Source organism: Kiritimatiellia bacterium (genome assembly GCA_028715905.1).
Lineage (GTDB): Bacteria > Verrucomicrobiota > Kiritimatiellia > JAAZAB01 > JAAZAB01 > JAQUQV01.
The window spans coordinates 1-12,121 of record JAQUQV010000021.1 but is presented as its reverse complement, the minus strand read 5'-3'; the positions used below and the strand labels follow the sequence as shown (position 1 = coordinate 12,121).

The window sequence follows — 12,121 nt, the reverse complement described above, 5'->3', positions numbered from 1 at the left end:
TTGATTGCTTATGCTCCGGCCATTGGTAGACTAGAGAAAAAGAGAATTCCTGTAAAGAAAAAACATGGAGACTCCCCATGCCCCTTAAAGTCCGCTTTTTTTTGAGGCGGGTGTTTGCGCGCCGCTTCTTCCGGCAACCGGCGTTGATCGCCGCCTCGGCGCTGTTGGCCGCCGCGCCGGCGCCGGGCCAGATTGAGGTCGGCCTGGATATTGCGCCGGTCCGCGCCCTGCTTTATGAGCCGGTCCAGGCGGCCGTTGTTATTCGCAATAATACCGGCGAAATGTTGTGTTTTGACGCCGGTCCGGTGTCGGCCCGTTTTTTCTTTGACATTGAACTCAATAAACACGAGCCGGTCAGACTTCTTGACCGCCGTCCGCTTCTGGCAGGATTGAAACTGGTGCCGGCCGGGTGCGCCACGAACGTTTTCAGCCTGACTTCGCTTTACGCCATGCAGGCGCGGGGCGTTTACAAGATCAGGGCCTGTCTGGAGTGGAACAACGTCCTGCTGGTTTCGCCGGCGGTGGAGCTGGAAATGCTCAAGGGGTTTGAGATTGCCAGGCTGATTGCCGGCGTGCCCGGGGAAAACGGCGCGACGCGGATTTATATCCTTGAATATCTGCCCCAGGAACATGGCGAACAGCTTTATCTGAGGATTGAGGATTCCGATGCCGCCGCCGTCTACGGCATGCACCGCCTTGGACATATTGTCCGCGTCCGCAAGCCGGAGATGAAGATTGATGAATCCGGCAATCTCCACGTTCTTTTCCAGACCATGTCCATGGTCTTTATCCATACCGCTTTCACCCCCTACGGCGTGCAGTTGTTTTCCAGGGAATACATGGACCGCACGGGAAAGATCAGTTTGCATAATCTCTCAAGCGGCCGGATATCGGTTTCGCCCCTTCCGCCGGAAGGGGCAAGCGCGGGCGGAAGCGCCGCCTTGTCCAACGCGGTTTCCCCGGCCGCGCCGAAGCCCCGGCTCAGCCGGGGCGGACTGTTCGGCCCGAAATAAAAAGACAGGAGTCAGAATAAAATCAGATATTATGTTGACTCATAACGATTTATTCTTATATTCTGACTCCTGACTTCCGGATTCTGACTACTGGTTTCAGACGCACCCGTGGTGAAACTGGCATACACGCCAGGTTCAGGTCCTGGTGGCCGCAAGGCTGTGGAGGTTCAAATCCTCTCGGGTGCATTTTTCGTAAGGTCTCGCCATTTTCCGGAAAAAAAGATTTGACAGAGCCGTTTTTTTTTGGGATCGTATGGTCAAACGATAAATCACGGCATATCCGTCCAGAGGGCAATGATGAAAAATAAGCCGCGGATCGTGGATGTAAGCGGTTTAATTACGGAAGGCATGTGGCATTACGGCCCGCCGTTGCCGCCGGTCCGCATCCGCAAGTTGTCCCGGCGCGGCGAAACAAGTTATGCGTTCGCCTTGAATTCGCTCTCCGGCACTTATCTGGAAACCGCCGCCCATCGCCTGCCGGACGCGCCGGCGTTGGATGATGTCCCGCCGGAAAAACTGATTATGCCGGCGGCCATTATCCAGGTGAAAACAAAACGGCCGCGGGAACACATCACGCTCCATGACCTGCAAAGTTCCGGGGTCCGCATCAGGAAAGGCGACGCTCTGCTTGTGGCCTCGGGCTGGGACCGGATGTGGCATAAAAAAAACTTCGTCAAGGACAGCCCCCATTTTACTTCCGAGGCAATGGACTGGCTGCTTTCAAAGGAAATATCCCTGCTCGGCGGCGATATTCCCTGTTATGACGACCCCTGCGCCTCGGAAGGTCTGGTCAACCGCCTGTTCCGCCGCGGACTGCTGATTCTGGCGCCGCTCGTTAATTTGCGCCGGGTGCGCGCAAAACGCGCGACCTTGATCGCCGCGCCGCCGCGGGTCGCCCGCACCTGCGCGTTTCCCTGCCGGGCGTTGATTGTTGAAAGAGGGCGGCAATGACCTTGTTCAGCCTGAAAGATATTGCCCTGAAAATCGGGGTCTCAACGACCGCGGTCAGCAAGGTTCTCAACCGCGCGCCGATCCGCATCAGCGAAGAAAAACGGCGCCTGATTCTCAAGGCCGCCCGGGAATGCAACTACCGCCCCAATCTGATTGCCCGCAGCCTGAAAATGAAAAAGGCCGGCGCCATCGGCGTGGTGGTGCCGGATATGAGCACTTTGTTTTATCCGGAACTGATTCGCCTGCTTGAAATGGCGCTCTTTGCGCGCGGATATCAGACCTTGATCTGCAACAGCCGGGATGATGTCCCCTGCGAAAAAGAACACCTGGAAACGCTGCGCAGCCGTTTCATTGACGCGCTGGTCATTGCTCCGGCCGGGAACGGCGCCAATGCCCCTTTGCTGCGCCGCATCCATGAGTCCGGCACGCCGGTTTTATGCGTTGACCGCTATCTGCCCGGCGCGCCGTTTGATTATGTCATGACTGATGGTTGTTCGGCGGCCCGGCGCGGAGCCGGCTGGCTCGTAAAGTCCGGGGTAAAACATATTTTTTATCTTGGGGAGCGCCGGCGGCAAGCGGCGCTGGACGACCGCCTGGCCGGGGTGCGGGATGCCGTGAAACTGCCGGCGGCGCGCGTCATTTTCAGCGCGCCGGAGCGCGGGGAGGTTTATAAGAAATGTCTGTCTGTTCTGCGCCGAATGCCGGCGCAGAGCGGCTTGTTTTTTGAATCCAACCGTTTTTTGCCGGGTTTTCTGGATGCGGCGCGCGCCGCGGGAAAGACCATTCCAAACGATGTGCGCGTCATCGGATTTGATCCGCCGGTCATGGTGATCAATAACGCCGCCGATTTTGCCGCCTGGCGCATGCTGGCCGAGCCTTTGCCGGTGATCCGGCAGGATGTGAACGCCCTGGCCGCAAAAGCGGCGGAGTATCTGGCGCTTAAATTGGCAAACCCCTCGGTGCGCCTGTCGCCCGCGCGCCTGTCGGCGGAACTTTGTTTGCAGGAGTAAACAACAATGGATAATAAGGACAGAAAAATGAAAATAAAAAACATATTCTTAACCGGCGGCAGCGGAAAGATAGGGCGTTCATTGCTTCCGGAACTGGTCCGGGCCGGATATCGTGTCCGGGCGTTGAAATTTGAAGAGGAGCCGGTGGAGAATTTCAAAAACGTGGAAATCATGCCCGGTGACCTGCGGGACGAAAGCCTGGCCAAAAAAGCTTTAAAAGACATGGATGCGGTCATCCACCTGGCGAATTGCAAGGAAAACCGCCGGCTTTTCATGGATACGAACGTCAAGGGCGCTTTCTATCTGCTGGATGAAGCCAAGAACTGCGGCCATATCAAGCAGTTTGTCCAGGCCGGCTCCGACGCCCGCGTGGGCATATTTTACCATCCGCACCCGTTCCCGATTGATGAAACCCTGCCGCATCAGGCTTATCCCGGCTATTACGCCTTTTCCAAGGTGCTGGAAGAAACCATGTGCGAGCAGTATATCATTCAATACCAACTGCCCGTTACCGCCCTGCGGTTCTCATGGGTGCATGACGAGGATGATATCCTTGCGCATTTGACCCTTAAAAAGCCGGATTTCGGCGTGCCGGTATGGAAGGAACTGGCCAGGACGCCGAAACAAAAGGAATTTTTCAAAAGGAAAATGGACGGCGTTGCCAAGCTGATTCATCCCGGCGGCAAACCGGGCATCAGGCACATTGTCGGCATAAAAGACGTCGTCCATGGCATTATGCTTGCCCTCGGCAGCCAGGCGGCCGTCGGCCAGGCCTTTGCCATTACCGGTCCGGCGCCGTTCAGTTACGCGGTGGCGGCCGAATACGCCGCCAAAAAGCTTGATTTGCCGGTCGTGGAGTTTACCTGCGATTATTTCCACGATTTTAACCACAGCATCGCCAAGGCGCGCTCAATCCTGGGCTATAATCCGCAATATGACATCCTGCGCATTATTGACGATGCGCTTGCGTTCCGCCGGGCCGGAAAAAAACGGACGCCGACAAAATATATCGGCTGATTTTAACCGCCCGTTTTGCTTGAAATAGCCGAACGCCGGAAAAAAAATCATGTTAATGAAATCAGAATAATAAAAACGCTCCGCCTCTGCGACCTCATCGTCTCTGGGGCAAAAAAAATATTTCTGGAGGAATAATCATGCAACAAATAAGATACGGCATCATCGGGCTCGGTTTTTTCGGCGAAAAACACGCCGAGGTTCTGCAAAACATGCCGGGGGTGACTCTTTCCGCTCTCTGCACCCGGCGCGCTGGCCGGCTCAGGGAAACAGCGGAAAGGTTCAATGTCCCGAAAACCTATACGGACTATCATGACCTTTTGAACGATTCTGAAATTGACGCGGTCAGCATCGTAACCCACATCAATGATCACCGCGATATTGCCGTGGCCGCGTTGCAGTCCGGGAAACATGTATTTCTTGAAAAACCGATGGCCGCTACGCCGGAGGATTGCGATGCCATTATCGCTGCTTCCGTCGGGGCGCGGGCGATATTCATGGTCGGCCACATCTGCCGTTTTGATCCGCGCGTGGCCATGGCCAAGGAGGCGGTGGACGAAGGCCGCATCGGACGGATTGTTTCCATGCATGCCGCGCGCAACCTGCCCGCATCCGTCGCCGGCGGGGTGCTGGACAAGATTTCCCCCCTGATGGGCGACGGCATTCACGACGTGGACATCATGCTCTGGCTGACGCGCGACCGGATTGCTTCGGTCTACGCCCGGAACGTCCGCGTGCATGATTATAAATATCCGGATATCGGCTGGGCCATGTGCCGGTTTGCCGGCGGCGCCGTCGGCGTCATTGAAACCGTCTGGGCGCTGCCGGACAGCACGCCCTTTGCGATTGACGCGCGCATGGAAGTCATCGGCGAGAAGGGCGCCGTTTATATTGATTGCGGCGACGCGGGGCTGACCATTAACGATGCCGGAGGGATGCGTAAGCCCGACACGGTCTACTGGCCGCATCTGCACGGACGGCGGGTTGGTGTTTTGCGGATGGAGCTGGAGTATTTTATTGACTGCGTCCGCGCGGGCAAAAAACCGGAAGTCATCACCCCCGTTGAGTCCAAGGCCGCGGTCGCGGCCATGTGCGCGGCGGAGCAGTCGGCGGAATCGGGGGAGGTTGTGAAATTGTTTTAAGAAGGAAGATAGGCACAGAGGCAGAAAGCACAAAGTGAAGATCATAAAAAATAAGGAAAGGTTGCATAGCGATTATGAAATTTGACCATATCGGCCTGATTACAACTGAAAAGAAAGCGGATGAGAACTGGGTGGAGGCCACCCGGGTGTGGGTGACCGATCCGAAAAGCCATCCTTTTCATATTGAATGGCTGCGCTACGAGCCGAATTCTCCCGTGAAAAACGCCGTGCGTTATCAGGCGCACGTCGCCTATCAGGTTGAGGATTTTGACAAGGCCTCCGCCGGCCTGAAAATTCTCCTGGAGCCGTTTGAAGTCGGCGGTTTCGTGCGCGTCGGTTTTTTTGAAACAAAAGACGGCGCCGTCATTGAACTGATGCAGTATCTGAAAGGCGAAAACGCCTGGTTTAACGTTCAGCACAAGGAAAAATGAGGTTGTATCGCCGCGGGGCGCGAGCCCCCTGTGCACTTATAGATGTTTAAGGAGAATTATGAGTGTTATTCGTCTGGGAGTGGTTGGGCATGGCAAGCGGGTAAGCGCTTTTATCCGGCACGTATTACGCAAGGCGGAGCCGGAATCGGTTCAGCCTGAAATCCGCGTGGCCGGGATCGTTGATCCCGATGAAACCGGCGCCCGCGCGCGGCTTGATGAGCGCGATTGCCGGGACGTTGTTTTTTATAAAACCATTGACGAAATGGCGCGCCGGGCAAAACTGGACGGCTTGCTTATCGGCACCCGGTGCAACTTGCATACGCCTTATGCGCTTCAGGCCGCGTGCTACGATATACCGGTTTTTCTGGAAAAACCAGTGAGTGTTAACATGCGCCAGGCCGTCAGCCTGGAGCATGCCTTCCTGCGGTCAAAATCGCCGCCGGTGGTGGTCAGTTTTCCGCTGCGCGTCTCGCCCCTTTGCGTTCATGCGCGCCGGCTGATCCAGGCCGGGGCGGTCGGTTCGGCGGAGCATATTAGCGCCGTTAATTATGTGTCGTACGGCGCTGCTTACTGGGAAAAGGGGTATCGCGATTATAAAGTTACCCAGGGCTTGTTCCTGCAGAAAGCAACCCATGATTTTGATTACCTGACGTTTCTCATGGGGGCGGAAATCACGCAGGTGGCGGCCATGGCCAACTGGGGCCGGGTGTTCGGCGGCAAAAAACGGGCCGGATTGACCTGCGGCAAATGCGCCGAACAAAGGACTTGCCGAGAAAGCCCGCAAAACCGGTTCCGGAATGGTTCCGGCAGCCGTGATGATCATCTTTGCACTTTCAGCGTGGATTGCGGCTCCCCCAAAACCGGCATGAACGAGGATTGTTCCAGCGCCCTGCTCCGGTTCGCATCGGGCGCGCACGGGGTTTATTCGCAGGTTTTCTTTTCGCGGCGCGACGCTTCCGCGCGCGGCGCGATTGTCAGCGGGTACCTTGGCACGGTTGGTTTTGACTGGTATAAAAACGAGCTTAAAAACGTCCGCCATCATGAGCCGTTCACTGATGTTGCCACTCCGGCCGGCGTCGCCAGCCATTTCGGCGGTGATATTGAGCTTGGGCGCAATTTTCTTGATGTCATAAGGGGGCGCGCCAAATCCATAACGCCGTTGCCAATCGGCATCCAGAGCGTTTATGCCTGCCTGGCGGCCAAGGAATCGTCGTTGACCGGCCGGTTTGTAAAAGTGCGCCAGGTCGGCGCGGTTAAAAAATGAAAGGGAAATCAATGAATATGCGGAACAAAAAAGAAAAATTCGTGGTCGGACAGATTGGATGCGGAGCTTTCGGGCGGGAGCAGCACGGGCCGAACGCTTTGGCGAACCCCCACGTGGCCGGGTTTAAATGGGCGTGCGATGTGGTGGAAAAAAACGCGCGCCTTTTCGCCGGCCAATTCAAGGCAGTACAAACCACCGCCGATTTCAAGGAAGTAACCGAGGACCCGGAAGTTGATATTGTCTGCATCGCCACCACCCACGAGGCGCGCGTGCCCATTATTGAAAGCGCGGCCGCGCACGGCAAGCATATTTTCTGCGAAAAGCCGCTGGCGATGACGGAAAAAGAATGCTACGATATCATCCGCGCGGTCCGGCGCGCCAAAGTCAAGCTTTGCGTTGATTACATGCGGCGCCTGGCGCCGGCGGTTACCGCGCTCAAGCGCGAGTGGCGCCAACACCAGGCCAGGCCGAAACGGCAGCCCTGGCGTTACATTGAAACTGCCCACGACCGGCTGGAGGAGGAAAAGGCCACTGATTTTCTGGTAAGGGTGCAGGATGAAAGCGCCAGTTACCGCATGGTGCACCTTGACCCGTTCCATGGCGGCGGACTGATTATCGGCGAGGCCGCCCACTGGCTTGACCTGGCCTGCTGGCTCTTTGACAACGAGCGTCCGGTGGAAGTGCGCGCCTGGGGGTCAACCCGCATGCGTTACGGCATTCATCTCGCGTTCCAGAGCGGCAATGCCGCCACGATTATCATGACGCCGAACGGCACTTTTGATTATCCGAAGGAGATGTATGAGATTGCCTGCGACGGCGCCTTGTTCCGGATGGAGTTTTTCCTGGAAAACCAGTATTACGGCCGGCCGGGAAAGGAGCGTGAAGTTTTCCCCATGGCGCGCGATCCATTGCCGAAAATCGGCAAAGAAGGCGGAATGGCCGGTTTCATGAAAAAACGCCTGGCCACCAGCAAGGGGACGGGGAACATGAGAAAAGTGTGGCATGAACTGCAGGCTGACCACGGTTATACGCTGATGTTCAACGGATTCATAGATTCAATTCTTGAAAATACCAGGCCGCCCTGCGATGAAATGGACGGCTACCGCGCCACTTTCCTTTCGGAACTGGCGATGAAATCGGTCCTGTTGAATCAGCCTCTGCCAGTGCCGGCCGAAAAATGGGATTATTACGTTCATCTGGACTGATAAAAAGCGGAAGCACGCCGTGATTGTGCCGCAAGGAAGCAGGCGTTGATGAAAACCTTAATTGCCATCGGAGCGCACGAGGACGATCTTGAAACCCATTGCGGCGGGACATTCGCAAAATTTGCCGCGGAAGGCTGCCGTTGCACATACGTAAACGCGACTACCACGCCCCACTATAATCCGACCCCGGATGAAAAAGCGCGCGACAGCTTCCCTGGCAACGAGGAAATCATTGCCATCCGCAAGAGAGAATCGCAGAAAGCCGCCGCTTTGCTCGGCGCGCAAGAAGTGTGTTTCTGGGATTTCAAGAGCTCTTATTATTACAAGCCGGGCACGCTTGAGCGCGTGCGGCTGGACGGCATGCGTTGCGCGTCCGAAGAATATGAATATCTCATGAAACAAATGCCGGGGCGGGAATTCATAACCGAGGCGTGCAACAATCCGGCAAGTATTGATTACGTGGCCGGATTTATAGAGCGGCGAAAACCTGAAATCATTCTGGTCCCCAATCCGTGCGACGCGCATTATGAGCACTATCTGGTTTTTAATCTGGTCTGGCGCTCATGCCGTAAATTATTTATTGAAAGTAAAATCAATTGCCGTATCTACGCTTACGAGCAGGCCAGCCGGGCTCCGGTGATGTCGTATTGGCCGACTGATTTTGTGGATATAAGCGAATTAATGGAGCTGAAACTGAAAGCCACCGATTGTTTTGTGTCGCAATGCGCGGACCAGCGGTTGGGAGCCAGGCGCCAATATTGCATGGCCCAGAATGCATTTTGGGGCAAATATGCCGGCGCGTCCTTTGCCGAAGCGTTCTGGCGCATAGAACCGTTTTTCCCGGATGCGGAAGGGGCGGTTCAAATGGATGGGTTCCGCACGCAATATGCCGGCAATCCGCAAAACGAAGTGATTATCAAAGCGTGCTCCGCGGTTGGCTTGCGCCCCCCCCCCCAAGGTGTTTTAAGGAAGCGCGGGAAAGTCATCCCAAAATTTTGCGCGCGACAAAATCTTTTTCCGTACGGCGATCCCAGGCTTTGACGCGCATGAGTTCCGTGCGGCGGATATGCGGGTAAAGCACGATTTTACCCTCGGTCTCCATGTTTTTGACCATTTCAATCGCCCGCGGAAACTGATCCAAACTTCCGACCATGTCCAGATAGTCCCCGGCGTCAAATTCGCCTTCCGCCGTCATTCTCAGGGCCTCGGCCACATCCGCCGGCCGGCCGCCGCTTGAGCCGCAGAGCCGGATTTCATCGTAATGCACGCGGAGCGTGTCCAGCTCAATGATGTGCTCTCCGCGTTTCAAGCCGCCGAACAGGTTGAGCACGCCTCCCTTGGCCAGCCACTGCTGGGATTCAATCTGCGCCTTGCGATTGCCGACCGCGACGATAATATCATCGGCGCCCTTGCCGCGGCTAATTGCCCTGATAATGTCCGGGCCCTCGTTGGCAAGCGCCGTGTGCAGCGTTGTGCCGGCCTTTCTGGCTTTAGCGTCCAGTTTGTTCCTCGCTTGGGCGATTCTTTCCGGCATGATGTCCAGAATAACCAGATGCGCGGGCGCGAAACGCAGGGCCGCCTCGGCGTGGATTTGCCCCATCGCCCCGGCGCCGATTATGACGCAGACGCCATGCCGGAGAAGCGCCAGTTTCGGCACGCGCGGCGCAACCGGCGTTTCCTGCGAAATATGCAGGTGCCGGTCCTGGGCCGAAATGACGCAGGAAAGCGGCTCGCACAAGGCGCCGGCAAAGTAGGGGATATCTTCGGAGGGCAGTGGCAATAGACAATCGGCGGCAATTGTTTCCTCGGTGATGAGCATGTATTGCGCCATGTGGCCGGGGAGGGAATAGCCGATGGCGGTCTTTTCCATCCCTTCGCCGTTCCGCGCGTAACGTTCGCGGAAATTGATCGGCGGCGAATCCACCGCCGGCTGGGCGACAAATCGTTTGCCGACGGGGTATTTTTTAGCTACATTTTTACCGGTTTTCACGATGGTAAGGGAGCCTTCGTCGCCCAGGATGACCGGGAATTTTTCAAGGTCCCAGCCGTTAATAAAGGTATGGTCACTGCCCTGTGCCACCAGTTTCAGGATGGAGGTGCAGACTCCGGCGGCGTCCACGCGCGCGAGCGCCTGGTTCGCATTCGGTTCCGGCACGGGGATTTCGTCAACCTTGATGTTTTCAAACCCCTGGCCGTGCAGGCGCACCGCCTGCATTTTGGATGGTAGTGCGTTGTTCATTCGAAAAGGAGATTTTTTACCGCAGAGGTAAATCAAAATCTTTTTTTATTTTTCAAATTCAAAACCAATTATTTTTCTTGTCTCCGCGTCCTCCGTGCCTAGCGAAGCGGGCGGTGATAATGGTTTTTATTTACCGATGTTTCGGCGGCGCGTGGATGCAATTTCCGCCGACGCCGTGCGCCGCTTCCATCCAGGCTTCCGCAAAAGTCGGATGGGCATGGACAATCCGGCCCAGTTCCTCGTAAGTCTGTTCGGATTGAATGGCCAGAGTTGCCTCGGCAATCAGCTCGGTGGCGTGCGCGCCGACCGCCGCCGCGCCGAGCAGCTGCCCGTTTTCCGGGTCGGCGATCCATTTGACGAAGCCGGTCGTCTCGCCCGAAGAGACCGCCTTGCCGAGTGCGGCGAACGGAAATTTGCCGATGACAACCTTCCGGTTGGTTTTTACCGCTTCCTGTTCATCCAGGCCGGCAACGCCGATTTCCGGCGAGGTAAAGATGCAGGATGGAATGACGGCGGGCTTATGGGATCGGCGGCGTCCCAGGGCGGCTTCCGCGGCGAAAATTCCCTGAGCCGTGGCGGCGTGGGCCAGCTGATGTTTACCGTTAATGTCGCCCACGGCGAAGATATTGGCCGCCTTTGTGCGGCAATCGGCGTCGGTTTCAATGAATCCTTTTCCATTCGCTTTCAGTCCGCATGCCTCCAGCGCCAGGTCGCCCGAAACCGGGACCCGGCCGGCGGCGCAAAGCAGAAGTTCCGCTTCCAGGGTTTTGCCGCCGCATTGTCCTTTCACGGTTTTGCCGCTAACGGCAATGTTTTTCAAAGGCTGGCCGGTTAATATTTGGATTTTCAGATTCTTTTCCATATGTTTCCGGACTTCGCCGCGCAAATCCTTGTCCAGATTGGCCATGATGTCTTCCAGGATTTCAACAATTGTAACTTCCGCGCCGAGCTGGGCGGCCATGCCGGCCAACTCGCACCCGATTATTCCTCCGCCGAGGACGATCAATCGCGCGGGCAGTTTGTCCATTTCAAGAAACGCCCTGCTTTCCATGATTTTTTCGTCGCGCGGCAGGAAAGCCGGCACGGCGGAGACGCAGCCTGCGGCAATGACGATGTGTTTCGCCTCCAGCCGGCTTTCCTTGCCGGTGGAATCTTTCAGAAGCAAAAGATTGCGGCCGGCGAAAGAGGCGGTTGCCGGATAAAAATCAACCCCGTTGGCCTTGAGCAGGGCGGCAATGCCGCCGCGCAGTTTTGCGACCACCCTGTTTTTATTGGCGATCATTTCAGAATAGACAAAGGACACCTTGTCAATTTTCACGCCTGGCGGCGGTTCCCGGAGGGCGCGGGCATGAAAGGAGGATGCGGCGATCAGGGTTTTGGTCGGGATACAGCCCCAGTTCAGGCAGGTGCCGCCGGGGAATTCCTTTTCAATGAGCGCTGTTTTGGCGCCGAGCTGCGCGGCGCGGATGGCGGCCGGATATCCGCCCGGTCCGCCGCCGATGACGGCTATATCATATTTATCCATGTTTAATTTTTTCCAGATATTGAGCGGCGCCGCATGACAGCCATATTCTTGTCTGAATTTATTACCCGAATATTGCGCGAAATTCGTGCAATATTCGGGTGTTAAAATAATTGAGCGCTTCGTCGTAATTCTGTTCCGTCATTACCATACAGTTTCCCAGCATAAAGTCAAGATATGCCTGCGCCTTCAAATTCAATCCTCAGGGACGTTTCATCTGTCATAAACGGACTGATGCGTGGTTGCCTGGCGGCAACTGAATTCCGATCAAGCGTTACGGCGCGCCGAAATGTCAAACATACCGGCGCCGGATGCGCTTTTCGCGGCCAT

At 56.2% G+C, this 12,121-nt stretch carries 11 protein-coding genes and 1 tRNA gene; 10 read left to right on the top strand and 2 right to left on the bottom strand.

Annotation, left to right across the window (positions count from 1 at the left end):
• Window positions 1-77 precede the first annotated feature (77 nt).
• From PHP98_05825 to PHP98_05780, 10 genes are all read left to right on the top strand, one after another.
• The gene (locus tag PHP98_05825) at window positions 78-1,013 is read left to right on the top strand and encodes a hypothetical protein (GenBank protein ID MDD5483153.1); all 936 of its coding nucleotides are present in this window, start codon (window positions 78-80) and stop codon (window positions 1,011-1,013) included.
• A gap of 102 nt (window positions 1,014-1,115) precedes the next feature.
• A tRNA-Leu gene (locus PHP98_05820) sits at window positions 1,116-1,199 on the top strand.
• Window positions 1,200-1,310: 111 nt separating this feature from the next.
• On the top strand, window positions 1,311-1,964 hold the full coding sequence (locus tag PHP98_05815) for a cyclase family protein (protein MDD5483152.1): 654 nt from the start codon (window positions 1,311-1,313) through the stop codon (window positions 1,962-1,964).
• Entirely contained in the window at window positions 1,961-2,974 is a 1,014-nt protein-coding gene (locus tag PHP98_05810) for a LacI family DNA-binding transcriptional regulator (GenBank protein MDD5483151.1), read from the top strand. The genes PHP98_05815 and PHP98_05810 overlap by 4 nt, the downstream gene beginning before the upstream one ends.
• 6 nt (window positions 2,975-2,980) lie before the next feature.
• Window positions 2,981-3,991 carry an NAD(P)-dependent oxidoreductase gene (locus PHP98_05805; GenBank protein MDD5483150.1) on the top strand — a complete coding sequence of 337 codons (1,011 nt, stop codon included), beginning with the start codon at window positions 2,981-2,983 and terminating at the stop codon, window positions 3,989-3,991.
• Between the two features lie 137 nt (window positions 3,992-4,128).
• Window positions 4,129-5,130 carry a Gfo/Idh/MocA family oxidoreductase gene (locus PHP98_05800; protein MDD5483149.1) on the top strand — a complete coding sequence of 334 codons (1,002 nt, stop codon included), beginning with the start codon at window positions 4,129-4,131 and terminating at the stop codon, window positions 5,128-5,130.
• Between the two features lie 74 nt (window positions 5,131-5,204).
• Window positions 5,205-5,561, top strand: a complete 357-nt coding sequence (locus PHP98_05795; GenBank protein ID MDD5483148.1) for a hypothetical protein — start codon at window positions 5,205-5,207, stop codon at window positions 5,559-5,561.
• A 58-nt stretch (window positions 5,562-5,619) separates the two neighbouring features.
• Entirely contained in the window at window positions 5,620-6,825 is a 1,206-nt protein-coding gene (locus PHP98_05790) for a Gfo/Idh/MocA family oxidoreductase (protein ID MDD5483147.1), read from the top strand.
• Window positions 6,826-6,842: 17 nt separating this feature from the next.
• Window positions 6,843-8,030: a Gfo/Idh/MocA family oxidoreductase gene (locus PHP98_05785; protein MDD5483146.1), complete on the top strand. Its 1,188-nt coding sequence runs from the start codon at window positions 6,843-6,845 to the stop codon at window positions 8,028-8,030.
• Window positions 8,031-8,078: 48 nt separating this feature from the next.
• Window positions 8,079-9,071: a PIG-L family deacetylase gene (locus PHP98_05780; GenBank protein ID MDD5483145.1), complete on the top strand. Its 993-nt coding sequence runs from the start codon at window positions 8,079-8,081 to the stop codon at window positions 9,069-9,071.
• Here the strand turns inward: PHP98_05780 and PHP98_05775 are convergent.
• Together PHP98_05775 and lpdA are read right to left on the bottom strand one after the other, a co-directional pair.
• Window positions 9,013-10,269, bottom strand: a complete 1,257-nt coding sequence (locus tag PHP98_05775; protein ID MDD5483144.1) for a zinc-binding dehydrogenase — start codon at window positions 10,267-10,269, stop codon at window positions 9,013-9,015. The two genes, PHP98_05780 and PHP98_05775, sit on opposite strands and share 59 nt — an antisense overlap.
• 130 nt (window positions 10,270-10,399) lie before the next feature.
• The gene (lpdA, locus tag PHP98_05770; protein ID MDD5483143.1) at window positions 10,400-11,794 is read right to left on the bottom strand and encodes a dihydrolipoyl dehydrogenase; all 1,395 of its coding nucleotides are present in this window, start codon (window positions 11,792-11,794) and stop codon (window positions 10,400-10,402) included.
• Between the last annotated feature and the right edge of the window lie 327 nt (window positions 11,795-12,121).

Bases quoted from the DNA above. Each gene is read 5' to 3' on its own strand.
- PHP98_05825 (MDD5483153.1), top strand. From the start codon at position 78: ATGCCCCTTAAAGTCCGCTTTTTTTTGAGGCGGGTGTTTGCGCGCCGC.
- PHP98_05815 (MDD5483152.1), top strand. From the start codon at position 1,311: ATGAAAAATAAGCCGCGGATCGTGGATGTAAGCGGTTTAATTACGGAA.
- PHP98_05810 (MDD5483151.1), top strand. From the start codon at position 1,961: ATGACCTTGTTCAGCCTGAAAGATATTGCCCTGAAAATCGGGGTCTCA.
- PHP98_05805 (MDD5483150.1), top strand. From the start codon at position 2,981: ATGGATAATAAGGACAGAAAAATGAAAATAAAAAACATATTCTTAACC.
- PHP98_05800 (MDD5483149.1), top strand. From the start codon at position 4,129: ATGCAACAAATAAGATACGGCATCATCGGGCTCGGTTTTTTCGGCGAA.
- PHP98_05795 (MDD5483148.1), top strand. From the start codon at position 5,205: ATGAAATTTGACCATATCGGCCTGATTACAACTGAAAAGAAAGCGGAT.
- PHP98_05790 (MDD5483147.1), top strand. From the start codon at position 5,620: ATGAGTGTTATTCGTCTGGGAGTGGTTGGGCATGGCAAGCGGGTAAGC.
- PHP98_05785 (MDD5483146.1), top strand. From the start codon at position 6,843: ATGCGGAACAAAAAAGAAAAATTCGTGGTCGGACAGATTGGATGCGGA.
- PHP98_05780 (MDD5483145.1), top strand. From the start codon at position 8,079: ATGAAAACCTTAATTGCCATCGGAGCGCACGAGGACGATCTTGAAACC.
- PHP98_05775 (MDD5483144.1), bottom strand. From the start codon at position 10,269: ATGAACAACGCACTACCATCCAAAATGCAGGCGGTGCGCCTGCACGGC.
- lpdA (MDD5483143.1), bottom strand. From the start codon at position 11,794: ATGGATAAATATGATATAGCCGTCATCGGCGGCGGACCGGGCGGATAT.